Source organism: Corynebacterium sp. HMSC068G04 (assembly GCF_001814885.1).
Lineage (GTDB): Bacteria > Actinomycetota > Actinomycetes > Mycobacteriales > Mycobacteriaceae > Corynebacterium > Corynebacterium hiratae.
The window spans coordinates 81,895-102,746 of the sequence record NZ_KV818338.1 but is presented as its reverse complement, the minus strand read 5'-3'; the positions used below and the strand labels follow the sequence as shown (position 1 = coordinate 102,746).

At 62.3% G+C, this 20,852-nt stretch carries 18 protein-coding genes and 3 tRNA genes; 10 read left to right on the top strand and 11 right to left on the bottom strand.

Translation table 11 applies throughout. From position 1 onward, the window contains the following. The first annotated feature begins 21 nt into the window (after positions 1–21). From serA to HMPREF2993_RS08745, 5 genes are all read left to right on the top strand, one after another. Positions 22–1,608 carry a phosphoglycerate dehydrogenase gene (gene serA / locus HMPREF2993_RS08765; protein WP_049156496.1) on the top strand — a complete coding sequence of 529 codons (1,587 nt, stop codon included), beginning with the start codon at positions 22–24 and terminating at the stop codon, positions 1,606–1,608. 136 nt (positions 1,609–1,744) lie between these two features. After that, positions 1,745–2,764, top strand: coding sequence for a 3-isopropylmalate dehydrogenase (locus tag HMPREF2993_RS08760; RefSeq protein WP_070517515.1), 1,020 nt, complete (start codon positions 1,745–1,747; stop codon positions 2,762–2,764). A gap of 17 nt (positions 2,765–2,781) precedes the next feature. After that, entirely contained in the window at positions 2,782–4,650 is a 1,869-nt protein-coding gene (locus HMPREF2993_RS08755; protein ID WP_070701966.1) for a DUF294 nucleotidyltransferase-like domain-containing protein, read from the top strand. Beyond that, positions 4,651–5,268 carry an exonuclease domain-containing protein gene (locus HMPREF2993_RS08750; RefSeq protein ID WP_046648110.1) on the top strand — a complete coding sequence of 206 codons (618 nt, stop codon included), beginning with the start codon at positions 4,651–4,653 and terminating at the stop codon, positions 5,266–5,268. Between the two features lie 80 nt (positions 5,269–5,348). Further along, positions 5,349–6,158, top strand: coding sequence for a fumarylacetoacetate hydrolase family protein (locus HMPREF2993_RS08745; RefSeq protein ID WP_185963798.1), 810 nt, complete (start codon positions 5,349–5,351; stop codon positions 6,156–6,158). Between the two features lie 8 nt (positions 6,159–6,166). On the opposite strand, the gene HMPREF2993_RS08740 is transcribed toward HMPREF2993_RS08745, so the two are convergent. The 8 genes from HMPREF2993_RS08740 to HMPREF2993_RS08705 all read right to left on the bottom strand — a co-directional run bounded on the left by HMPREF2993_RS08740 (position 6,167) and on the right by HMPREF2993_RS08705 (position 16,108). Next, positions 6,167–7,270, bottom strand: a complete 1,104-nt coding sequence (locus HMPREF2993_RS08740; protein WP_070701960.1) for an isochorismate synthase — start codon at positions 7,268–7,270, stop codon at positions 6,167–6,169. Between the two features lie 79 nt (positions 7,271–7,349). After that, positions 7,350–8,654: a choice-of-anchor M domain-containing protein gene (locus HMPREF2993_RS08735; RefSeq protein WP_070701958.1), complete on the bottom strand. Its 1,305-nt coding sequence runs from the start codon at positions 8,652–8,654 to the stop codon at positions 7,350–7,352. Continuing rightward, a complete protein-coding gene (locus HMPREF2993_RS08730) occupies positions 8,651–9,547 on the bottom strand; it encodes an anchored repeat-type ABC transporter permease subunit (RefSeq protein WP_049156511.1) in 897 nt (298 codons plus the stop codon). Before HMPREF2993_RS08730 ends, HMPREF2993_RS08735 begins: the two co-directional genes overlap by 4 nt. Continuing rightward, on the bottom strand, positions 9,544–10,272 hold the full coding sequence (locus HMPREF2993_RS08725; protein WP_046648114.1) for an anchored repeat-type ABC transporter ATP-binding subunit: 729 nt from the start codon (positions 10,270–10,272) through the stop codon (positions 9,544–9,546). Before HMPREF2993_RS08725 ends, HMPREF2993_RS08730 begins: the two co-directional genes overlap by 4 nt. Beyond that, positions 10,265–11,158 (bottom strand): choice-of-anchor M domain-containing protein, encoded by an 894-nt coding sequence (locus HMPREF2993_RS08720; RefSeq protein ID WP_046648115.1) that lies wholly within the window; start codon positions 11,156–11,158, stop codon positions 10,265–10,267. The genes HMPREF2993_RS08725 and HMPREF2993_RS08720 overlap by 8 nt, the downstream gene beginning before the upstream one ends. Next, complete coding sequence (locus HMPREF2993_RS08715; RefSeq protein WP_046648116.1) at positions 11,151–12,650, bottom strand: anchored repeat ABC transporter, substrate-binding protein; 1,500 nt, start codon at positions 12,648–12,650, stop codon at positions 11,151–11,153. The genes HMPREF2993_RS08720 and HMPREF2993_RS08715 overlap by 8 nt, the downstream gene beginning before the upstream one ends. Beyond that, positions 12,650–13,729 (bottom strand): choice-of-anchor M domain-containing protein, encoded by a 1,080-nt coding sequence (locus HMPREF2993_RS08710; protein ID WP_070701957.1) that lies wholly within the window; start codon positions 13,727–13,729, stop codon positions 12,650–12,652. The genes HMPREF2993_RS08715 and HMPREF2993_RS08710 overlap by 1 nt, the downstream gene beginning before the upstream one ends. 12 nt (positions 13,730–13,741) lie before the next feature. Continuing rightward, positions 13,742–16,108 carry a choice-of-anchor M domain-containing protein gene (locus tag HMPREF2993_RS08705; protein ID WP_070701955.1) on the bottom strand — a complete coding sequence of 789 codons (2,367 nt, stop codon included), beginning with the start codon at positions 16,106–16,108 and terminating at the stop codon, positions 13,742–13,744. A gap of 161 nt (positions 16,109–16,269) precedes the next feature. Between HMPREF2993_RS08705 and gltX the strand changes: the two genes are divergently transcribed. The 4 genes from gltX to HMPREF2993_RS08685 all read left to right on the top strand — a co-directional run bounded on the left by gltX (position 16,270) and on the right by HMPREF2993_RS08685 (position 18,767). Continuing rightward, positions 16,270–17,769 (top strand): glutamate--tRNA ligase, encoded by a 1,500-nt coding sequence (gene gltX, locus HMPREF2993_RS08700; protein ID WP_070701953.1) that lies wholly within the window; start codon positions 16,270–16,272, stop codon positions 17,767–17,769. Between the two features lie 174 nt (positions 17,770–17,943). Beyond that, positions 17,944–18,015 (top strand) — tRNA-Gln (locus tag HMPREF2993_RS08695). Positions 18,016–18,071: 56 nt separating this feature from the next. Further along, a tRNA-Glu gene (locus tag HMPREF2993_RS08690) sits at positions 18,072–18,147 on the top strand. A 56-nt stretch (positions 18,148–18,203) separates the two neighbouring features. Further along, a complete protein-coding gene (locus HMPREF2993_RS08685) occupies positions 18,204–18,767 on the top strand; it encodes an RBBP9/YdeN family alpha/beta hydrolase (protein ID WP_070701951.1) in 564 nt (187 codons plus the stop codon). Here HMPREF2993_RS08685 and HMPREF2993_RS08680 read toward each other — a convergent pair. Together HMPREF2993_RS08680 and HMPREF2993_RS08675 are read right to left on the bottom strand one after the other, a co-directional pair. Beyond that, a complete protein-coding gene (locus tag HMPREF2993_RS08680) occupies positions 18,762–19,088 on the bottom strand; it encodes a transcriptional regulator (protein WP_070701950.1) in 327 nt (108 codons plus the stop codon). The genes HMPREF2993_RS08685 and HMPREF2993_RS08680 overlap by 6 nt on opposite strands. Continuing rightward, complete coding sequence (locus tag HMPREF2993_RS08675; RefSeq protein ID WP_070701949.1) at positions 19,081–19,485, bottom strand: hypothetical protein; 405 nt, start codon at positions 19,483–19,485, stop codon at positions 19,081–19,083. Before HMPREF2993_RS08675 ends, HMPREF2993_RS08680 begins: the two co-directional genes overlap by 8 nt. Positions 19,486–20,120: 635 nt before the next feature. Here HMPREF2993_RS08675 and HMPREF2993_RS08670 point away from each other — a divergent pair. Then, a tRNA-Glu gene (locus tag HMPREF2993_RS08670) sits at positions 20,121–20,193 on the top strand. A 58-nt stretch (positions 20,194–20,251) separates the two neighbouring features. On the opposite strand, the gene HMPREF2993_RS08665 is transcribed toward HMPREF2993_RS08670, so the two are convergent. Further along, on the bottom strand, positions 20,252–20,852 hold a 601-nt coding region (locus HMPREF2993_RS08665; protein ID WP_070701948.1), incomplete at its 5' end, for a hypothetical protein.

Sequence of the window (20,852 nt, the reverse complement as noted above, 5' to 3'; positions counted from 1 at the left end):
TTCTGACTAGTAAAGGAAGTTATGTCGAAGCCGGTCGTACTTATCGCCGATAAGCTTGCCGAATCCACTGTTGATGCCCTCGGTGACACCGTTGAGGTTCGCTGGGTTGATGGCCCAAACCGTGAGGAGCTTCTCGCCGCAGTGCCTGAGGCCGATGCGCTCCTCGTCCGCTCCGCCACGACCGTGGACGCGGAGGTTTTGGCCGCCGCAGAGAACCTGAAGATCGTCGGCCGTGCCGGCGTTGGCTTGGACAACGTTGATATCCCCGCTGCTACCGAGCGTGGCGTCATGGTTGTCAACGCGCCGACCTCCAACATCCACTCCGCCTGCGAGCAGGCCATCGCACTGCTTCTCGCCACCGCGCGCCAAGTCCCGGCGGCGGATCAGTCGCTGCGCCAAGGCGAGTGGAAGCGCTCGTCCTTTAAAGGCGTCGAGATCTATGGCAAGACCATCGGCATCGTGGGCTTCGGCCACATCGGCCAGCTCTTTGCCCAGCGCCTGGCGGCCTTTGAGACCACCATCATCGCGCACGATCCTTATGCCAACCCGGCCCGTGCGGCGGCGCTGGGCGTGGAGCTGGTGAGCCTTGAGGAGCTCATGTCCCGCTCTGACTTTGTGACGATCCACCTGCCCAAGACCCCGGAGACCGCCGGCATGTTCGATGCCGAGCTTTTGGCGCAGGCCAAGAAGGGCCAGATCATCATTAACGCCGCCCGCGGCGGCCTCGTCGATGAAGCAGCCCTGGCTGCCTCCATCAAGTCCGGCCACCACCGCGGTGCAGGCTTCGATGTCTATGCTTCCGAGCCCTGCACGGACTCCCCGCTGTTTGAGCTTCCGCAAGTTACCGTGTCCCCGCACTTGGGTGCATCCACGGTCGAAGCGCAGGACCGCGCCGGTACCGACGTCGCCGCCTCCGTGCTGAAGGCGCTGGCCGGCGAGTTCGTCGCGGATGCCGTCAACGTTGAAGGCGGACGGGTCGGCGAGGAGGTCGCCGGCTGGTTGGACCTGACCCGCAAGCTGGGCCTGGTAGCCGGCAACCTGCTGGATGCTGCACCGGTTGCCGTGGAGGTCGAGGCCTGCGGTGAGCTGGCCAACGAGGATGTCTCGGCTCTTGGTCTGTCTGCTGTTCGCGGACTGTTTTCCGGCGTGGTCTCGGAGGCTGTCACCTTCGTTAACGCAATGAAGATCGCCGAAAGCCGCGGAGTGACCGTGGACGTGAAGACCAACGTGGAGTCGAAGGGCCACCGTTCTTCGGTGCGCGTCAGGGTGATTGGCCCCAACGGCAAGGTATCGCAGCTGACCGGTGCCTTGACCGGCATTGACGGGGTGGAGAAGATTATCCGCATCAACGGCCGCGGCGTCGATATGCGCGCTACCGGCCGCAACCTCTTCTTCTCCTACAAGGATGCCCCGGGCGCGCTGGGTACCGTGGGTACCAAGCTGGGCTCTGCCGGCATCAACATTGTCGCCGCCGCCTTGACCCAGGGCAAGGACGCCTCCGACGCTGTGCTCATTCTGCGCGTCGAGCGCGAGGTACCAGAGGAGCTCGTCGAGGAGATCAACTCGGCGCTGGGGGCTACCTGTCACCAGCTCGATTTGGATGCCTAATCTACACCGCACCTGAGTGGAGTCCACCGCCCCCCTGCAGAGCCAGTCATGGTTCTTCAGGGGGTTTCGGCTTCATGGAGGGCTCGAGGGTGGTACTCTCTCAAGTATCCAATATGTGAGAAAGGAATCCCACAAAATGAAACTTGCAGTGATTGGCGGCGACGGCATTGGCCCCGAGGTAACCGCGGAAGCGCTCAAGGTTCTGCGCGCGGTGCGCGAGGACATCGAGGTGACCGACTACGACCTGGGTGCTCGACGCTACCTGCGCAACGGAGAGCTGCTTACCGACGCCGACCTGGCCTCCCTGCGCGAGCACGACGCCATCCTGCTCGGTGCGATTGGCGCCCCCGGTGAGGTTCCGCCCGGCGTCTTGGAGCGCGGCCTGCTGCTGAAGATGCGTTTTGCGCTCGACCACCACGTTAACCTGCGCCCCTCCAAGTTGTACCCGACGTCTACCTCGCCGTTGGCGAACCCGGGCGATATCGACTTCGTCGTCGTGCGCGAGGGCACCGAAGGGCTGTACTGCGGTAACGGAGGAACTCTGCGCGAGGGCACCGAGCACGAGGTGGCCTCGGAGGTTTCCCAAAACACCCGCTACGGCGTTGAGCGCGTGGTGCGCGATGCCTTCCAACGCGCGATGTCCCGCCGCAAGCACGTCACGCTGGTGCACAAGACCAACGTTTTGGTCAATGCCGGTGGGCTGTGGCAGCGCACCGTGAACGAGGTGGCACAGGAGTTCCCGGAGGTCACCGTGGACTATAACCACATCGATGCCGCAACCATCTACATGGTCACCGATCCCGCGCGTTACGACGTCATCGTGACCGATAACCTCTTTGGTGACATCCTGACTGACCTGGCCGGTGCTGTTACCGGTGGCATCGGCTTGGCCGCCTCCGGAAACATTGACGCCTCCGGTGCGAATCCCTCCATGTTCGAGCCTGTCCACGGTTCTGCCCCGGACATCGCGGGCAAGGGGATTGCGGACCCGACCGCGGCGATCCTCTCGGCCGCGATGCTGCTGCGCCACCTCGGTGACGAGGACAACGCTGTGCGCATTGAAGAGGCCGTTGCTGCCGACGTCTCCTCCCGTGGGGATGCACAGCCAAAGACCACCGAAATTGGTGACCGAATCGCCTCCGCGCTGAGCGCCTAGCACTGTATGGTTGGCGCATGAGCGTCGAAATAGACGAGGTCACTAGCTTCCTCGCCCAGCACGAGCCTTTCTCCCGCCTGCCGGAGGAAGAGCTCACCGCGTTGTCTGCACAGCTGAGCATGATCTACCTGCGCCGCGGGGATGTCCCCGTCCGGCTCGGGGAGGAGAATGCTTTTCTCCACATCATCCGCACCGGGGCAATAGATGTTCTGGGAGAGGATGGCGTCCTCCTCGATCGGCGCGAACCCGGGCTGACCTTCGGCTATTCCACGCTGCAGGGTGAGCCGGTTTCCGTCTATGAGATGGTCGCCGTCGAAGACAGTCTGGTCTTCACCCTGCCGCAGCACGCTTTTAGCGAGTGCGCCCAACGCAACCCAGACATCGCACGGTTCTTTTCGGCCAAGTCGCGCCAGATCCGAGCAGCAGCCCGCGAGCTGTCCGATTCCGCACCGACGGATGTTCTCCGTACGCCGCTGCAGGACCTTATCCGCACCGACGTGCTCACCGCTCCGCCCACCACCACGATCGCGGAAGCCGCTGGCATGATGACTGACCGGAGTGTGTCCTCGCTCCTCGTCGTGGAGCCCGGGAACCAGAACGGCACCCGCCTTAAGGGCATCGTGACGGACCGCGATCTGCGCTCCCGCGTGCTCGCCGTTCACCGCGATCCTGGCCAGGCGGTGGGGGAGATCATGACGCCCAACCCGCTGACGGTATCTGCCGATGCCCCCGCCATGGAGGCGCTGCTGCACATGGCCGAACGAGGCATCCACCACCTGCCGGTGGTCACCGAGGGCGCATTGCAGGGCATCGTCACGCAGTCGGACGTTACGCGCCTGCTCCATAACGACCCGCTTTACCTCACCGCGGATCTCTCACGGCGCAGCAGTGCCGCTGAGCTTCGTGGCGCTTTTCAGGAAGCCACGCGCCTGGCCGGGCGTTACGTGGAGCGTGGCTCCACCCCGGCGGAAGCCTCCAGCCTGGTCACGCTCGCCGCCGATGCAGTGGCCCGCCGACTGTGCACGCTAGCCGAGGAGGAACTCGGACCCCCGCCGGTCGAGTATGCCTTCGTGGCCGTCGGTTCGCAGGGCCGCCGGGAAATGGCGCTAGCCTCGGATCAGGACAATGCTCTGGTTCTCGCTGATGACTACGATGCCGCGGTACACGGCGACTACTTCGCGCGGATGAGCTCCTTCGTCTGCCAAGGGCTTGCCGACGCCGGCCAAGTTCTCTGCCCCGGCAACATGATGGCGATGAACGAAGAATGGCGGATGACCCGGACCCACTGGATCGATACCTTCCGTAGGTGGATCCGGGAGCCCCAACCGGAGGCTCTGCTCAACGCGCAGATCTTCTTCGATTTCCGTGTCCTCTATGGCAGCGAGGGGCTGGGCCGAGAAGTCCACACTGCTGCCGTAGAAATGGGTAAAGGGGCAACTCGCTTGCACGCGCACCTGGCCAGCTTGGCAGCGCGCCGCGAGCCGCCGCTGACCTTCTTCCGGGGGCTCGTGGTGGAGCGCGATGGCGACTACGCCAACACCCTCGACATCAAGAAGGGCGGGACCGCCGGAATCGTGCAGATGGCCCGGCTCTTCGCCTTGGCTTCCGGCTCGACGGTGGTGGATACCCGCCAGCGTCTCAGAGAAGCCGCCGGTAACGCGGTGAGCCACCAGGGGGCGCAGGAGCTTCTCGACGCCTTTGATTACCTACGCTCCCTCTCCTTCCAACACCAAGCCCACCAGCTGCGCGAGGGACAGCAGCCCAATTACAACATCGGCCCCAAGAGCCTGGGGCGCATGGAACGCGAGCACCTGCGCGATGCCTTCCGGGCGATCAAGTCGATGCAGAATGCCCTCGCGACCAAATACCCGGTGAGGAATATCTAGATGTGGAATCGCTGGAGCCGCCGGGCGGACTGGGGCGCGCCCCCGCGCACCACACCCCTTGATGACGTGGGCTTGTTGGCCGTGGACATGGAGACGACCAGCCTTAACCCCCGCACGGGGAAGATCGTCTCTATTGGCTGGGTTCCGGTTAATGGCAGAACCATCGACTTATCCGGTGCTGGCTATATCGTGGTGCGCGGTGCGCAGGTGGCCGACGACTCGCATGTCCACCTGCTGACCCAAAACGTCATCGACGCCGGAGAGGAGCTGGAGAGCGCCATGGAGCAGTTGCGCCAGGCGGTGCAGGGACGCGCGTTGCTCGCACACTTCTCAGCGCTGGAGGTGGGATTCATTGAGGCGGCATCGCGCGCGGTGTTCGGAGAGCGCCCGCGGCTGAGCGTGGTGGATACCTTTGCGTTGGAGCGGCGCCACATGGAGCGCATGGGCACCTACCCGCGCGGCGAGGACCTACGCCTTCCCCGAGTCCGTGAGCGCTATGGTCTGCCGCGCTATGGCAGCCACAATGCGCTCAGCGACGCCCTGGCTTGCGCAGAGCTATACCTAGCGCAGCGGGGGAGCACGCGAGCGGTGACCCTGGGGGACGTCGTCCAGCGCTGAGATAGACAACGCTTCCTTTGCAACCTTTACTGCAGACCCCTGATCGTGTGTTAAAAATCCTTGCGAGTAGTATGGCCGTTATGCGTTTAGGACGAATTGCTCACACCGAAGGTATCTGTTTTGCCATCATCGATGGTCCCGCCGACGCCCCGCTGGATCAGCTGGTGGCCAAGGAAATTTCCGGCACACCGTTTACGCCGCCGGAGCCCACTGGCCGCGAGTGGCCGCTGAGTGAGGTGCGCTTGTTGGCGCCGACCCTGCCGACCAAGGTCGTAGCGCTCGGCCGCAACTACGCCGACCACGTGGCGGAGGTCTTCAAGGAGTCTGCCGAGCACCTGCCGCCGACGATCTTCATCAAGCCTTCCACCGCGGTCATTGGCCCGGGTGCGCCCATCAAGATTCCGGAGTTCGCCACCAACGTTGAGTTCGAGGGTGAGCTCGCCGTGGTGATCTCCAAGGTGTCAAAGAATATTGATCCAGAGAAGTGGCGCGATCACGTCGTTGGCTACACGATCTGTAACGATGTTTCTTCGCGTGACCTGCAGTTCCAGGATGGCCAGTGGGCACGTGCGAAGGGCATCGACACCTTCTGCCCGCTGGGCCCGTGGATTGAGACGGACTTGGACTGCATCAATCTCGATGACCAGAAGATTAACGCCTACCTCACGCACGATGGCAAGCGTGAGCAGAAGCAGGACTCCAACACCGACCAGATGATCGTGAAGATGGGCGATATTATCGCTGAGATCTCGCAGTCCTACACCCTGCTGCCGGGCGATGTCATCACCACCGGATCCCCGGCTGGCACGGCGCCGATGGTGCCGGGCGATACCATCGAAATTGAGATCCCCGGCGTAGGTAGCTTGAAGAACCCGATCGAGCGCGCTTAGGCGCTGCTCTAGAGGTTGAGCGCGCGGAGAATGGTGCGCAGCTTCGCTGTGGTTTCCTGAAGCTCGGCCGCTGGGTCGGAATCCACGACGATTCCACCGCCCGCCCAAGCGCGGGCGGACAGGCCATCGCCCGCGACCTCCGCGCAGCGGATGGCCACCATGTATTCGCCGTCGCCGGAATCATCGCACCAGCCCACCGCGCCGGCGTAGAAGCCGCGGTCGGTCTCAGCAGTCTCGATGAGCGCCTGTGCAGCTTCGGTGGGGGTGCCGCAAATAGCTGGGGTGGGGTAAACCAACTCGGCCAGCTCCAGTGCCGTAATGCTGGAGTCCTTGAGGGTTCCCGCAATCGGGGTGCCCAGATGCCACATCTCATTGGTGGAGGTGAGCTGGGGCGAGGCGGGGGCGTCGAGAGTCGCGCACAGCGGCTGCAGGATGCGGCGGATGTGGTCGACCACGAAGGCATGCTCGCGCAAATCCTTCTCGGAATTGTGCAGGTCCTGACCTGCCATGATGTCGCGTGCTTTATCCGACTGCCGGGGCGCGGATCCGGCCAAGGGGAAGGCCGTGACTGTTGAACCCTGCTTTTTGATGAGCACCTCCGGGGAAGAGCCCACGAGCATCGCTCCGGGTCGCCCCGCCGGGGTGAGGTCGGCGATGAAACCATCGCGATGGGAGGATAGGTCGATCAGCCGTGCGGCGACGAGGAGCGGATCGACAGGGGCGTGGAACTCAATGTCAACGGCGCGGGCGAGGACTACCTTGTCCAACTTCGACGCCTCGATCGTGGCGATGGCTGCTTCAATGCGGCGAAGGTGTTCCTCCGGTTCCGGATCGAAACCGGTAACCCGCGCGTTGAGCGTGCCGCTGCGGTAGTAGGCATGTGGCTCGAGCGGGCCGTCCTCGCGGATGATGCTGCGCGGGACTGTCAAGGCGGCTGGATCTCCCTTGTGGAAGGGAAGCGCTCCGACGATCATCGGGACCGTGCCGGCACGCAGCTCGGCTACGGCGGCATCGACATCGCTGAAGGTCGCAGCCGAACCTTGGGTACGCACAGACCCCGTCGCGCGGGACAGGAGGAAGTCGGGGGCGGTGGAGGGTCTGTTTTCACACATAAGGAATAACTCTAGTTCCTTCTTTCCTTCTTACCGAAACCAGATCCACTCCTTATGCGGGGTGACCGCCCCTAGGGGACTAGTCGCGGTTGCGCGGGCGGAAGAACTGCACAGCGATGAACAGCCCGATACCGAGGAGAAGCGCAAGGGAACCCATGCCCGCAAGGAAGCCCGCCCAGAAGCCGGCCATCGGTGCGCCATAGCTCATAGCCTGGATGTTTGCGGTTCCAGCCTGCTGTTCCTCCGTGCTTGGGGCGGGGCGCTGCGCCGCGGCGGTATGCTTGGTGCTTCGTTCCTTCTTGGGCGCCGCGGTATTCCCGGACTCTTTCGCGCGAGTAGCAGAGCGCCCGTTCGAGGTGTTCCGATGTGTGGAATCTCTCTGTTGTTCCACAGTGTGGGATGATCCGTTCTGTGGGGCGCGCTGGCCCTGCGTCTCAGGACGTTGGCTTCTTTCAGAAGCATCTGCGGCCGGCTTCTTTTCGGTGCTTCGCGCGGAGCGCTCAGACTGCTTCGAGTCTTTGGCGTCTCTGGACGTGGAGGGCTGCGCGCCGTTGAGGACGGCCTCGGCCTCCTTGAAGGTTTTATCCATCGTCTTGTCTAACTGAGCGATGGACTTAGAGGTGTCGTTGATCTCCTTGGCCAACTGCTGCGGGCGGTTCTTCGCGCTGCCAGAACCAGAGCCCTGCCCAGCGCCGGCACTGGCACCCCAATCCAGTTGACACACCTCGTCGGGCTCCGCTTCACCTACGAGGAAAGGAACGTCGATGGAATGCTCCGAGCCATCGTTGAGCGTAAACGTGAAGGTTGCGGCATAGGCGCCTGGCTCGGTGAAAATGATCCCGGTGTGGCTGTGGAAGTGATCGGGGTAGTCCCAGGTGATGTCTGGGTCTTCCGAATCAAAGAGGACGGTGGGCGCTGCACCCAGGGAGTTTTGGAATCCCACCATACGTCCGCCTTCCGGTGCGCTGTGCAGCGTTAGCGACAGGGTAGCGCCCTCGGCCGTTGCCGGGTCGAGGTAGCTGGTGTTGAAACCAAGCCAGGGGATTGCCGGGTCTTGGGTTTGGGGGATCTGCCAACCACTCGACGGGATATCGCTTCCGGCTGACTCATCGAAGGCGGCATTGCTGCCGACCTCCACGTAGAACTCGCCGGAATCGTAGTCCTTGCCGGACTCATCGTCGCGGGCGATGAAGGAGATATCGCCAGAATTTCCCACCAGCGCGAGGTCTTGGTGTCCGCGGCTAAAGGCATGCAGGGAGCTGGCATCGCAGGAGGACTCGCCTGCGCGCTCCGCGGCAACAGCGGGCGCTGCAGAAGCAATCATCGTCGGCGAGCTCAGGGCGATAGCGGCGGCAGCAGTCAAGGTTAGGGGACGGATATTCATGCGGACAGGGACTCCTTTGATTCAGATGGGTGCGGGGAGGACGCCGTGGCACGACGAGAATGCAGAAGAGGGGACAGCGCCCACGCCGCGAGGAAGCAAGCAGTAAGCAGCAGTACGATGGTCGCCCCAGCGGGAAGATCGATGGCCCACGCCAGATAGATGCCGAAGAAGCTGCCGAGCGAACCGATGGCCGCGGAGGCGATCATCATCGACCCCAGCGAGTCACAGAGCAGCCGCGCCGTGGCCGCCGGGGTAATGAGTAGGGCGAGCACGAGGACGTTGCCGATGGTGCCCACAGAGATGACCACCGCGCCGGTCACGCAGAGGTAGAGCACGATGTCTAGAGCAAAGACGGGCAGTCCCATCGCGCGGGCGGTCTCTTTGTCCAAGCACGTGGCGGTGAGCTGGGGGCCGAGCAAGACCACGGCCCCAACGATGAGCACCGTGACGGTGAACGCGGTGTAGAGATCTGCACGGGAGACACCCGTCAGCGATCCGAAGAGGAAGCTCGTGAGCGAGGCCGTATAGCCCTCCACTCGGGAGATAATGACCATGCCAAGCGCAAAGGATGCGGCGAAGAAGATACCGATGACCGAGTCCTCGCGGACCGTGCGGCGCTGGGAGAAGCACGCGATGAGCACGGCGACGGTGCAGCCCGCCACAGCGCCGCCGAGCAGCACTGAGCCCTGGAGCACGAAAGCGATAGCCAGACCCGGGAACACCGCGTGGGAGACGGCATCGCCGATAAAGGCCATCCCGCGCAGTACGACGTAGCACCCCACCACCCCGCACACGATTGCAGCGAGGATGGAGATGCCGACCGCGCGGGCCAAAAAGTCCAGGTGCGGGTTGGCCAGGTCCTGGAAGAACTCAACAAGCGAAATGTCGATCATGCCGCCACCCCAATCGCAGAGAGCAGCGGTGAGGAGGCCGATACCCCGAAGGTCTCGCTCCACGGCTGCGGCGTCAGGCGCAGGTCCTCAGCGGGCCCGTCCGCGACGATCCCCCGGTTAAAGAGCACCAGTCGCGAACACGAATGCGCGGCCTCGGAGAGGTTGTGCGTGGACATGACCACGCTGCTTCCCTGGTCGGTAAGTTTCTGGAAAAGAGTCAGTAGCTCCTCGGTGTTGGGAGCGTCGAGTCCGGTGAAGGGTTCGTCGAGAAGCAGCACCTCGGGCTCGCAGGCCAGAGCGCGGGCGATGAGGACGCGCTGGCGTTGGCCGCCGGACAGCTGCGCGATGGGTCGCTGGGCGAACTCTTCCAAATTGGTCAACTCGATGGCGCGGCGGGCAGCCTCCTTGTCAGCCCGGCCCGGCCGCCGGAACCAGCCCACCATTCCCGTGCGCCCGCTGAGCACCGCCTTGGCCACGCTGATGGGGAAGTCCCACTCCACGTCGTGGCGCTGCGGAACGTAGCCCAACGAGGTGGTGACGTCGATGGTGCCGGTGAAGGGAACCAGCCCCAGAACGGCGCGCATCAGCGTGGTCTTACCGGCTCCGTTCGGCCCGAGAAGCCCAATAAACTCGCCGGGGTTGACGTCGAAGCATGCGCCGTCGATGACCTGGCGGCCAGAAAGCGATACTGCCAGGTCGTTGATTGAGATGAAGGGATTAGCCACGGCGCCCGCCTTTCGCGCGTAGCACCGCAAACACAGCCCCGACGAGGACGAGTAGGCCCGCACCGGCGAGTGCCCAGACCCACACCGGCACCGCGGCGCCCGCCGAGGCATCCGAGGACACGGCGCTCGGATCCCACTGCGCGGCGTGCGCCTGCGCGACGTCGGTGCCTGCACCGACAGCAAAGGTCAACGTGGCCTCGGCAGCGACATCGCTCCCGGCGCTCTCGCCCGCGCCTTGCCCGCTCATGCGCACCCGAACCTGGTGGATGCCGGGTTCGCTAAATACCCAGTTAGCGTGCGTGTGCGTGCCCAGGTCCACCCAGAAACCGTCCGTGGCCCCGGTCGCGGTGGACCACAGCAGCTGCGGTTCTTCGAAGCCACCGTTTTGCAGGAACAGCGAGAACTCGCCCGGCCCTTGGTGGCCCAAGAACTCCATGGTGAGGCCGCGGTCAACGTTGTCCGTTAGCGAGGGCGCCTGGGTATTCCAGCCCAGCCACGGCACGTCGGCTTGTTCTGTTTGGGGAACGACCCACACCTGCGATCCGGGCTCGGCGCCGACAAAGGAAAAGGCTTTGTCCTCCGGAAGGGTGAGTTGGGCATTGTCGCCGACGTCGAAGACTACGTCAGCAGGATCACGCCACACCGGCGTGGCTGCTGAATCGTCGCGGGCGAGGAACTGGGCTTGCCCGTCGACAAGCAACAGCCCGAGGTCCACGTGACCGTGGTCGATGGTGGCCTCTGTTCCAGGTGTGGCGACCTCTTCATCGGCGCTCACGACCTGGGCCAGATCACCGGCCCACGCGGTCACCGGTGCGAAAGCCAGCGCCGCAGCGGTCAGTGTTGCCGCCAGGGACGTGCCTAGTGTGTGGATGGTGCGATTAGACATGAGTTTCCTTCGTGGTGCTGCCTAAGCAGCGGTTGAGTGAGTGTGCGTTGAATCGCAACAGGTCGAGATACGTGGGGACGGTGTCATCGAGAGTGTCGCCGTAGATGGGGCAGACCGCGATCCCAAGGGATTCGGCAGCCTCACGGATGACATCGGCGCTGGCCTGTTGAGTAGGTTCGACGAAGACCGCGGGCAGGCGGAGATTCTCCAACGTGCGGCGCAGGGCGATGACGTCCCGCGGTGAAGGCTCGATGGCCGGGTTGGGAGTGACGAATCCCGCAATATCAAGGCCATAACCTTGTTCCAGGTAGGCATAGCCGTGATGAGGTGTGACCAAGTGCCGGTTGCGCTCCGGGATGTCTTCGATGAGCCGCCGCACCTCCGCGTCCGCGTCGTGCAACTGCTCGATGTAGTCCTGAGCGCGCTCCCGATAGTCCGCGCCGTGGGACGGATCCGCCACGGCCAGCTGCTCGGCGATGACCTCGGCATAGCTGATGCCGTTGGCCGCGTTGTGCCACAGGTGCGGGTCAACCTCACCGTGGATGTGCTTGCCCAGGACCGCCTGCGGCAGCAGGTAGGTCTCGTCACCTGGGCGCCCTAGGAAGCGGTACGCAGGATCCGGCGGAATCTGCTGCAGGGTGGAGTTGGGAATGCTCAACGCCGTGGTGCGCGGGTCGAAACCTTCGCCTTGATCCTCCAAATCGAGCTCGCCCGTGGACAAGTCCGCGGTGATATCTACGTGTCCCGAATCCAGGGAGGTCATTCCATCAGGTGGCTGTACGCCCACGGCCACCGTGAATTCCTGCGGGGAGCTATCCGTTGCGCCAAAAGTGAGACGGTATATGCCCGGCTTGGTGAAGGCCCACGAGACGTGCGTGTGGGCGTTGGCCGGCAGCGTCGTGGAATCGTCGCGTTCGTCCAGACCATCAGCCGTGTTAAAGAGTGCTTCGGGCGTACCAAACGTGGATACGACGTAAGCCGCAACATCGCCTGGCCCCTCGGCATCGAGCAGGCTCATGGTTACGCTCGTTGTACCCGGCTGGGCATTGCGCACACGCAACCCCAGCCAGACGGCATCGAGGGCAACGTTTTCCACCAGCGGCACGAGACGGGCCCCGCGCGTGGACGCTTGGTCCGCTACCTCGGTGACCGGAACATCCGATGATTCCCGCAGCGTCTTCAGCAGGTTCTGCGGCTCGAGGAGAAACCCATTGGCCAGCAGCACATCCGCGTTGGCGACATCCCGCACCGAGCGCAAGCTCGGCTCAAAGGTGTGTGGGTCCTTGCCCGCGGGAATCAACGTGGTCACCGCGGCGTCGTCCCCGGCCACGTGCTTGGCGACGTCCCCCAGAATCGGCGTCGTCGCCACCACCTTGAGCTTCGCATCGTCCCCATTGGCGGTGCTCGCGCAACCACTGAGCGTGGACGCGCCAATAAGCACCGCCGAGAGTAGCGCGATGGGGTGCGTCCGGGTGCGTACTCCGTGCGGCATTAGTCGCGGCCCTTAATGAGTGCGAGACGTGCTAGCGCCAAGCCAAGCACGAGCATGCCAAGGCCCAAGATTCCGATGCCCCACGGCAGTAGGTTTTGCCCGCTGTCGTAATAGCCGGCGGCAGCGACCGTGTCCACGTTCTCCGCGGCTGGCGTGGTTTTGTCGGCTACGCGGGCAGGCTTGCGCTCCTTCCTTTCCTTGCGCTCTGAGCGGTCTTTTCGATTCTTGTCCTGTGCCTGTTGTTCTGCGGCCTTGGTTCCCGCAGCCGACGCCGCACCGCGGGTAGCGCCTCCGGAGCTTCCGTCCCCAGAGCGTGAGCCCGAGTTAGAAGAAGCAGGTTCGTCGGAAGAGGCCTCGCCCAGGGTGACGTCGTCGAGCTCAGCAGAGCTCTCAGCACCGTGGTCCGTATCCGTTTCTTCTTCCCGGGGCGTGGCTTCTGCATCACCGACGTCCCAGGTATAGGTGACCTGGTTACTCGTGTCCCCATTGGATTCTGCCTGCACCGTCATGGTGTAGATACCGGGTTCGCTAAAAGCCCAGTTGACGTGTCGGTGTGCCGGGTAGGCCTGGTTGATGACGTCCCCGGACACCAGGTCCAGCGCGCCGGCGTCGGTGACAGGCTGGATATCTCCGAAGCCTGCCGTTTCGAAGACGAAGATATCACCGGGGCCGGTGACCTCAACGAACTCGAAGTTGATGTCGGTGTAGCCAGCCGATTGTGCAGACTGGGTATCCCATCCCGGCCAGAGCAGCGAACTGTCCTGGGTCTGGGGGAGGTAATACGTCGGTACGCCAATTCCATCGATGCCCTCGGTGGCCTCGCTCCAGGCCTCCTCGGCCACTTTGAGGGTGACATCGTTGCCCGGGCGGACGACACCGCTACCGGTGATGTCTTCCTTCATTGACAAGGTGAGCTCACCGCCGGGTGCGGAGACATAGAAGGCGTCAACGTGCCCGGTGTCGAAAACCTCGCCATCGGCGCGGGCCGGGGCCGGATGGCCCGTGAAGACAACTGCCAGCGCCACGGCGATGGCGCAGAGGGCAGCAGTGACTCTGTGCAGTTCTGTGGTGCGGTGCACGCGGTGTCCTTTCTAGCGATGAAGCAAGCCGTTGAGGCGAGACTCAATCTGGCCGCGGTGGTTGTTGTAGAAGTTGAGGAAACCTTGGAACACGATGGCCAAGACAACGGGAAGCACGAGGCCCCACAAACCCTCGAGTTTGGGCATAGAAGATTTCATGTTCTTCTCGCCGCTGGATTTGTTGTCGTTCGGCTTGGTGCTGCCGGGCTTGTCGTTGCCCTCGCCCTTGTTTCCGCCCTTGTTTCCGCCCTCGTTACCGTCCTTCGCGCTCACGCAGTCCTTGATCGCGGCGTCGCCGGCGGCCACGGTGAGCGTCTGCGGTTCAGAGGTGATCTCTTTTCCGTCTGTAGTGGTAGCCGAGTAGCTGACCTCGAGCTTGTACATGCCCGGCTTCGTAAACGCCCAGTTGGTGTGGGTGTGGGAGGCGAAGGTGGTCTCAATGGAGTAGTCACCTTCGGCGGAGTTGATCAAGGGAGTAAAGCCCTTGCCCAACCCTTCGGTGGTGAATAGGCCCACCTGTGCGCCGTCGGGCATCTCAACGGGCTTGATGTTGAGGGTGACCGTGCCGTCTTTGTAGTCCTGGTAGTCAAGCGCCTGGGTGTTATAACCCGGCCAGATGATGCTCTGCTCTTGGGTTTGGGGGAGCAGGAAGAACTTATCCTCGCCCAGGTAGTCGAAGTCTTTGCCCTTGAGCGCCTCCGGGCGGGGGCGCAGGGCATTGTTGTGGATGGCGAGGACAACGTCATCAAGCGGGCGCTCGACAGTCTTCTTGTCTACGATGGCCGTCTCGTCCTTGAGGCGGGGGCGGAACTTATCGCCGTCACGAGTGACAGCGATATCGACGTGGCCATGGTCGAGCACCGCCTTGTCAACGCACGTACCGGTGTACTTTCCTGCCTCTGGCTTGGTGTTGTTGTCCGGGCTGGTGGAAGGGGCCTTGGAGGTTGTGCCGAGTGCGCCGCGGCCCTCGTATTTCTGCCCAAAGGAGAAGTTCTCGGTGAGCGTGATGCTTCCGGAATCTTGCTTGATGCTCGGGTGCGGGAGGATATCCAGGCGCACGGTATTGCCGTTGAAGCTTGCGTCTGCGCCGACCACAAACTCCGCGCGGCCGTTGCTGATGACCCCGTCGAATTCCACGTCGGGAAGCTCGCTGCCCTTGCTGAAGAAGCCACCATGGACGTAGCCTTCGAGCTTCTTATCGGCGGCCTCAACGATGATGCGTGTTGCGTCCTCGCCCTCCGGAATGGCCCGCGCGGACAGCTCCGGGTTAGATACCGAAACCTCTTGATCGGAGGAGAGCTGGCGGGGGTTGGTGGTCTCTGCCCAGGACTCCGCAGACTTCTTCGAGGTGGTGGAAAGCTCGGCGTTCTCTGAGTAGGCGAGCTCCTCGGAGATCCAGCGCGGGCTGCCGTCCTCCGGGGTGTAGACAGCCTGGATCGTGGAGGACTCTGGGCCTAGGAACTCATCGAAGTGTGCTTGACCGTCTTTCACGGGCAGATCGGTGAGGAAGTAGCCGTCGATCAGCAGCGTGAGCGTGCCGTTGCTGCCGCCGGTGAAGTCGATGGAGGAGAGGCGCTCATCCCCGTCCTTGTCTCCGGACTTCTTCGGAGCGATGGTCAACCGGTAGTCCTGTGCGCTGGCATCTCCCGCGGTGGCCTTGTCGAACCGCTCCTTGAGTGACGGTGTTGGATCGGCAGCCGGACGTTGACCGCCCACCTGGATGGAGGTGGTGGTCGGTGCGGAAGCGATGAGCTTGCCGTCCTTGTCGCGCGCGGTGGTGCGGTAGGTCAGCTGGTAGCGCCCAGGCTTGGTGAAGACGGTGTAGTTGTGGGTGTGCGTGCCGCTCGTCAGCCAGGCAGAATGCGGGGCACCCTCGGTGGTTCCGAAGAAGCGCTGCAGGCCGCCGGGGCCGGGGTAGTAGCCAAACATCTCTACCTCGCCGGGGCCATCAACGCTGAGGAGGTCGAGAGAAGCGATGTTGTCGCGGAAGTCATCAACAGGCAGCTCGGTGTCCGCACCGAAGCCCATCCACACTGGGTCCAGGCTGCCCTGTACGCGGGCGGGTGCCATGTAGTAGGTCGTGCCAGCCTTTCCGAGGAAGGAAAGTGCAGGGTCCTCAGGGACCGTGAACTGGTATTGGTTGGTTCCGTTCTGGTCCCAGCCTTTGCCCACCCAGGTGACGGTGTCGGCCAAGTCGTGGTCGCTTTCTGCAGAATGGCTTTTGAGGGTCAGAGAATTACCCTCCCAAAATGCCTTGGGGGAGTCGATGTGCGTTTGGGTGGCCACGTGCTTGCCGTCGTCGGGACCGGCAACGGCGGTGGCGGGAGAGGCGAGGAGTGCGGCGCACGTAAGCAGAGCCGCGTAGCGGGTACGAACCACGATGGGAGACCTTTCTTCAGTTCTTGAACGAGAATTCACTATAGGTAATGGAAACCAGTACCGTTAAGTGTGAGGAAAAGGTGCTGCTCAGCCTTAGTGGAAACGGAGTTCAACTACCCCCAAGTGGGGCGGGCGGTGCGGCGATGCGGCGCTGAACTACGATGGTGGGCATGACTGAAAAAACATCCGACGTCCGCGTCCGTTTTTGCCCTTCACCCACCGGCACGCCCCACGTGGGCATGGTCCGCACGGCTCTGTTCAACTGGGCTTATGCCCGCCACACTGGCGGTACGCTGATCTTCCGCATCGAGGACACCGATGCTGCCCGTGACTCCGAGGAGTCCTACCAGGCCATCATCGACTCCCTGAACTGGCTTGGCCTCGGCTGGGATGAAGGAGTCAACGTCGGCGGCCCGGACGAGCCTTACCGCCAGTCGCAGCGCATGGACATCTACGCCGACGTCCTGCAGAAGCTGAAGGATGGCGGCTACGTCTATCCGGCCTACTCCACCAACGAAGAGGTGCAGGAGCGCCACAAGGCAGCCGGCCGCGACCCGCAGCTGGGCTACGACAACTTCGACCGCGACCTCACCCAGGAGCAGATCGACGCTTTCGAGGCGGAGGGCCGCAAGCCGGTCTGGCGCCTGCGCATGCCGGACAAGGATTGGTCCTGGACCGACCTGGTGCGCGGTGAGATGACCTTCAAGTCGGAGACCCAGCCGGACTACGTCGTGGCGCGCTCGAACGGTGCGCCGCTCTACACCCTGGTTAACCCGGTCGACGATGCGCTTATGGGAGTTACCCACGTTTTGCGCGGAGAGGACCTCCTGTCTTCCACGCCGCGCCAGCTCGCCCTCTACGAGGCGCTCGTGGAGCTCGGCATTGCCAAGAAGACGCCTGAGTTTGGCCACCTGCCCTTCGTGATGGGTGAGGGGAACAAGAAGCTGTCCAAGCGTGACCCGCAGTCCAACCTGTTCAATCACCGTGACAACGGCATCATCCCGGAGGGAATGCTCAACTACCTGTCGCTGTTGGGCTGGTCCCTGTCTGCGGACCAGGACATCTTCTCCGTCGACGAGCTCATCGCCAACTTCGACGTCCACGACGTGTTGGGGAACCCTGCTCGCTTCGACCAGAAGAAGCTCGAGGCTATCAATGCGGATCACATTCGCTTGCTGGAGCCGGCAGACTTTGCGCAGCGCCTGCGCGACTATCTCACCGAGTACACCGACTTCCCGGCGGACTATCCGGAGGAGAAGTTCGCTTTCGCCGCAGATCTGGTGCAAACCCGCATCAAGACGCTGTCCGACGCCTATGGCCTCATGTCCTTCCTCACCACGCCGGACGCCGAACTGGAGCTGGATGAGAAGGCGGCCCGGAAGAACCTCAAGGAGGATGCGGTCCAGCCGCTGGAGGTTTCCATCGCCAAGCTGGAGGAGCTCGGAGAGTGGAAGACGGAGGAGATTGAGAAGGTTCTCTCCGCCGCGCTTATCGACGACCTCGGCCTCAAGCCCCGCAAGGCCTACGGTGCCCTGCGTGTAGCTATCTCTGGTCAGCAGGTCTCCCCGCCGCTGTTTGAGTCCATGGAGTTGCTGGGCAAGGAGTCCACGCTGACTCGACTCAAGGCTGCGCAGGCGCTCGCGCCGTGGAGCGCTGAGTAGTCCTCCTGGGCAGTCTCACAGAGCTGTAATTTCGGGGCGTTAGGTGTCACTCCTAACGCCCCGAAAATGCTTTCTGGCCTGGCGATTTGTGTGTATCGGTAGTGCTGGATATAGTTATAAACCGTTGCAGCGAGCAGCGAGGGGTTAAAGCCCCGAGCTAGTTCGAAGCGATAATGGCCTATGGTGTAATTGGCAACACAACGGTTTCTGGTACCGTCATTCTAGGTTCGAGTCCTGGTAGGCCAGCAGTGATAACTGCGCAAGGTGCAGCAGCACTTCGCAATAAGTCGTCACAGTTCTAAGCCCCGTTCGTCTAGCGGCCTAGGACGCCGGCCTCTCACGCCGGTAACACGGGTTCAAATCCCGTACGGGGTACCACCACAGAGTGGCAAGCACAATGAGCTTGCCACTCTTTTTTCGTATCATTGGCGACCATGCACTTCTACATTGTTCATGGATACCAAGCCAGCCCAGACAGTCACTGGTTCCCGTGGCTAGAGCGCCTGTTGACCGCCGATGGCCACACCGTTCGAACCATCGCGCTGCCGGAACCGAACGCTCCAAAGCTCGATGAGTGGGTAGAGGCGATACGCAACGATATTGGGCGTCCAAACGCTAATACCGGCATCATCACGCATAGCCTAGGCGGCACCGCGCTGCTGCACTATCTCACGGCCTTGGAGGGCGAGTGGGAGCTTCCTGGGCTCTTCATTGTCTCTGGGTTTGTGGAGAAGCTTCGCGTCATCCCAGAGCTTGACGAGTTCATTGGCCAGGCTCGCATCGACGTGCCTGCTGTCAAGCCCCACATCGCTCACACAGAGGTCTTCGTGTCCACCAACGATGTCCTAGTAGACCCCGCCCTCACACAGCAGCTTGCCGACGCCCTCTCAGCCGCACCCATCACTATCCACGACGCTGGACATTTCCTTGAGAGTGACGGCTATACCGAGTTTCCACAGCTGGGGGATCGCATCACGCGGTGGCTGCACAGTCTATAGTCCCTCAGTCATAGCTTTAAGCGCCTCCACGTGCTGCACGTAAGCCTGTGCGCCCGCCTCCGTGAGCGCGACCCACACGGCGTCCTTCGCGCGGGTAGAACCGTACTCTCGGGTGCGGCTAATGTAGCCGTGATCCTCGAGGTACTTTAGCTGTTTGGACAGCGTATCGGCGGGGAGCTCGGTGAACTCGGCGAGCTTGCTGTACCTCATTTGCCGGCCTGCGGTGGCGCCGGCGGAGTAGAGCGCAGCGCAGATTCTGAGGCGGTTAATCGGGTGGATGACTGGGTCCAACTCGGGAGCCTGTGAATCGTACCTAGGCATTAATACCCTTCACGGCTGCGTTGCTGTTCTCGTAGAGCATCCAAGCGGTCGCTGCTGAAACCACGACCCCACTGGTAATCATCCATGGCCATGTATCAGGTGTCGGAGTGGTGGAGAAAATCATTGCACCGGGCAGTAGTACTCGTGACCAGGTCGCACGATCGTTGCTTGGCCCCATGTTGGGATCAAGGCGCACGAAGGGGTTCACGATTTTGTGCTTAAGGAGGAAGCCGAGAATGAACGTCGGTATGAGGATTGCGAGTGTGTACCACCAGGACAGCTTGGATAGCGCAAGACTGCTACCGACGCCGAGCGCTACAACTGCTACCGCCCACCAACTCTGTGTCCAGGTGGTGCGTTGTTGAACTTCGTCAATGACTTTGAGTTCGTTGTTCATAACCTGACTCCCTTATTTGCATCTAATGCAAGTCTAATGGTTGCAACGATGGCAAGTAAAGGGGTGGGTTGCTCGCACGATCTGAGTGGTCTGGTTCTACCCCATACCGGCTAGGAACTTCGGCGAGGTAGTCGGGAAAGTCGCAGGAGTACCAGGGGGTGAACCAGTGTCCAATTGGTCTAAGTCCTACCGGTATGCCTTTTCTGGTCATACACTGCAGGTACAACGCATTCCCGACAGAAAGGAGAGCGGATGGCGGAAGCTGAAAATCATCACTATCGCCGACGCGACTCTAGCAGATAGTACTAGGCGGCATCGCCATAATCCACAACTTCTTAAAGCCAACACTCGAGCGAAGTAGGAGCCTTGCACCACATGCTGTTAGCGCACGTGTCCTCCCGAACCTCTAGCGATGACTAACAAGTGCTCCGGCCCCAGCAGCCCACGGCACGCCAGCGGAATAACCACTGATTCGATCCGCGCCCAGGCCTTGAGAGCCAATGTTTCCATCGCAGCCGAAAGCGGCAACGAGGTTCGGGATTTTATCTGTGTAAAAGGTGCTTCTACGTGCCGATTTGTGCAACCTTTTGGGGATCCTATAGTGTTTAGCAAGTCCGCAACGGACAGCTAAGCGAGCCCCGTTCGTCTAGCGGCCTAGGACGCCGGCCTCTCACGCCGGTAACACGGGTTCAAATCCCGTACGGGGTACAACGAAAAGCGCTAAGCCATGCACGTGGCTTAGCGCTTTACTTCTTTAGCGTGGGTGCTACACGATCATGATTTCGGCGTTGTTACCGCCGGTACAACGGATGATCTCGCGCTCGTCGGTCTTACATGCGAGGTCGTAGGATTGGTGGGTAACCGGACTGGTGACCGAGATTTGTGGTGGGACGTATCCGCGTAGATCCTCCAAAGAGCTTATGGTGAGCCCCATAAGGTGGCCGGCAGTTGAGCGGGCAAAGTCGCAGCTGGTATTCGGCCCTGCGAGGATGTAGGTGATGTTGTAGCCATCACCTGTCTGGCATACCGTGGCAGGGGTGCCGAAGACATCGACCTTTGCGCCATTGATCTGCTTCTCTGGCAGCTGCTCGTGGATGTGGTTGATTGAACCAATGCGCGCGGATTCAATGGTTTTCCTGCTTCCAGGTGGCATGACGTACTGTCCGGGCTCTACTCCCTGAAGGTGGGGAGGCGTCGTTTGTGGTGCCTGCTGTTGTGCAGCTTGCTGCTGTGCGCCTGCTTGTCCTTCTGGAGCGGAGCCACCGGGAACGGTGGGCTCGGGGCCTGCAGGCACCTCGGCGTGGGAGTCGTCTTTAAGCGGCTGGAAAGCCGGATAGGTGTTTTTGAATGATGGCTCTGTTGCCTCA

Excerpts from the sequence above, each read along its gene's own strand:
- serA (WP_049156496.1), top strand. The coding sequence starts at position 22 with ATGTCGAAGCCGGTCGTACTTATCGCCGATAAGCTTGCCGAATCCACT.
- HMPREF2993_RS08715 (WP_046648116.1), bottom strand. The coding sequence starts at position 12,650 with ATGCCGCACGGAGTACGCACCCGGACGCACCCCATCGCGCTACTCTCG.
- gltX (WP_070701953.1), top strand. The coding sequence starts at position 16,270 with ATGGTGGGCATGACTGAAAAAACATCCGACGTCCGCGTCCGTTTTTGC.
- HMPREF2993_RS08740 (WP_070701960.1), bottom strand. The coding sequence starts at position 7,270 with ATGTGTGAAAACAGACCCTCCACCGCCCCCGACTTCCTCCTGTCCCGC.
- HMPREF2993_RS08675 (WP_070701949.1), bottom strand. The coding sequence starts at position 19,485 with ATGAACAACGAACTCAAAGTCATTGACGAAGTTCAACAACGCACCACC.
- HMPREF2993_RS08685 (WP_070701951.1), top strand. The coding sequence starts at position 18,204 with ATGCACTTCTACATTGTTCATGGATACCAAGCCAGCCCAGACAGTCAC.
- HMPREF2993_RS08680 (WP_070701950.1), bottom strand. The coding sequence starts at position 19,088 with ATGCCTAGGTACGATTCACAGGCTCCCGAGTTGGACCCAGTCATCCAC.
- HMPREF2993_RS08760 (WP_070517515.1), top strand. The coding sequence starts at position 1,745 with ATGAAACTTGCAGTGATTGGCGGCGACGGCATTGGCCCCGAGGTAACC.
- HMPREF2993_RS08720 (WP_046648115.1), bottom strand. The coding sequence starts at position 11,158 with ATGTCTAATCGCACCATCCACACACTAGGCACGTCCCTGGCGGCAACA.
- HMPREF2993_RS08735 (WP_070701958.1), bottom strand. The coding sequence starts at position 8,654 with ATGAATATCCGTCCCCTAACCTTGACTGCTGCCGCCGCTATCGCCCTG.
- HMPREF2993_RS08750 (WP_046648110.1), top strand. The coding sequence starts at position 4,651 with ATGTGGAATCGCTGGAGCCGCCGGGCGGACTGGGGCGCGCCCCCGCGC.
- HMPREF2993_RS08745 (WP_185963798.1), top strand. The coding sequence starts at position 5,349 with ATGCGTTTAGGACGAATTGCTCACACCGAAGGTATCTGTTTTGCCATC.
- HMPREF2993_RS08755 (WP_070701966.1), top strand. The coding sequence starts at position 2,782 with ATGAGCGTCGAAATAGACGAGGTCACTAGCTTCCTCGCCCAGCACGAG.
- HMPREF2993_RS08730 (WP_049156511.1), bottom strand. The coding sequence starts at position 9,547 with ATGATCGACATTTCGCTTGTTGAGTTCTTCCAGGACCTGGCCAACCCG.